Source organism: Propioniciclava flava (genome assembly GCF_004126535.1).
Taxonomy (GTDB): Bacteria; Actinomycetota; Actinomycetes; order Propionibacteriales; family Propionibacteriaceae; genus Propioniciclava; species Propioniciclava flava.
The window spans coordinates 1-1,247 of record NZ_PPCV01000024.1 but is presented as its reverse complement, the minus strand read 5'-3'; the positions used below and the strand labels follow the sequence as shown (position 1 = coordinate 1,247).

1 protein-coding gene is annotated in these 1,247 nt (G+C 67.0%); it reads right to left on the bottom strand.

Annotated elements, in window-relative coordinates; genetic code table 11:
- Positions 1 to 13: 13 nt before the first annotated feature.
- Positions 14 to 1,164 (bottom strand): IS3 family transposase gene (locus C1706_RS13875; protein WP_129459827.1). Its coding sequence is split into 2 segments (ribosomal slippage): positions 14 to 894 and positions 894 to 1,164, totalling 1,152 coding nucleotides; the frame shifts between segments, so codons are not numbered across the junction.
- Positions 1,165 to 1,247: the final 83 nt, after the last annotated feature.

The window sequence follows — 1,247 nt, the reverse complement described above, 5'->3', positions numbered from 1 at the left end:
TGAGCCGCCCCCTTCATTCGGTCCGGACGTTCTGTGAGTCGTCGGTTTCCATTTGATGGGTGCACTGCCGAGCGTACTCGGCTGGGGTTAGGTAGCCGAGCGAGGAGTGCCGGCGGTGGTGGTTGTACTCGTCCTTCCAGTCGCCGATGATGACCTGTGCGTGCAGCAGCGAGTAGAAGCTGTTGATGTTGAGGCACTCGTCGCGGATCCGGCTGTTGAACGACTCGACGTACCCGTTGCGCCACGGCGAGCCCGGAGGGATGTAGGACAGGCCGGTGCGGGTGCCGGCCCAGTCGGCCATCGCCTCGCTGATGAACTCCGGCCCGTTGTCCGACCTGAGCACCGCCGGGGCGCCCCGGGCGGCGACGAGGTCCTCGAGGTGGGCGGTGAGTCGGTCGGCGGTAATCGAGCGCTCCACGAGGCCTCCGATGCACTCCCGGGTGTGTTCGTCGACGATCGAGCAGATCTTGATCAATCGTCCGTGCTCGTCGGCGTCGAACTGGAAGTCCACCGCCCACACCACGTTCGGCGCGTCCGCCGTCGGCGCGTCGACGGTCGAGGACCCGACGCGCTTGCGTCGACGCCGCTGCGGGACCCGGAGCCCTTCGTCACGCCACAGGCGTTGGATCTTCTTGTGGTTCACCACCCACCCCTCGGCGCGGGCGTCGTGATACGCCCGCCGATACCCGTAGCGGGGATGGTCCTTCGCCCAGACGCGCAGCCACTCCCTGAGCGCCCGATCCGGGTCCGTGACCGTGTCGCCCTTGAGCGGTCGCCGGTACGCGGAGCGGCTCAGCCCGACCAGACGGCACGCCATCCGTTCGCTCACCCGCAACGTGCGCTTGAGGTGATCGACGGCGGCGCGGCGCCTGTCCGGGCTTAGAAGTTTCCCTCAGCCAGCTCCTTGAGCGCGGCCTTCTCCAGCTCCGCTTCCGCGAGCAGACGCTTCAGGGTCGCGTTCTGCTTCTCCAACTCCTTCAGACGCTTTGCGTCGTCGGCCTTGAGGCCGCCGTACTGGTTCCGCCACCGGTAGTACGTCTGCTCGGACACCCCCAGATCCCGGCACACCGCCGCGACGTCCTGACCATCGGTGAGCATCCTGTCGGCCTGCCCGAGCTTACGGACGACCTGCTCCGGGGTGTGACGCTTCCTGCTGTTCGTCATGATCTGACCAGTCTCCCTGCCCGCGACCGCGGGCAACAGGACGACTCTCATAACGACTGGACCTACGAAACGGGGTCAGCCCA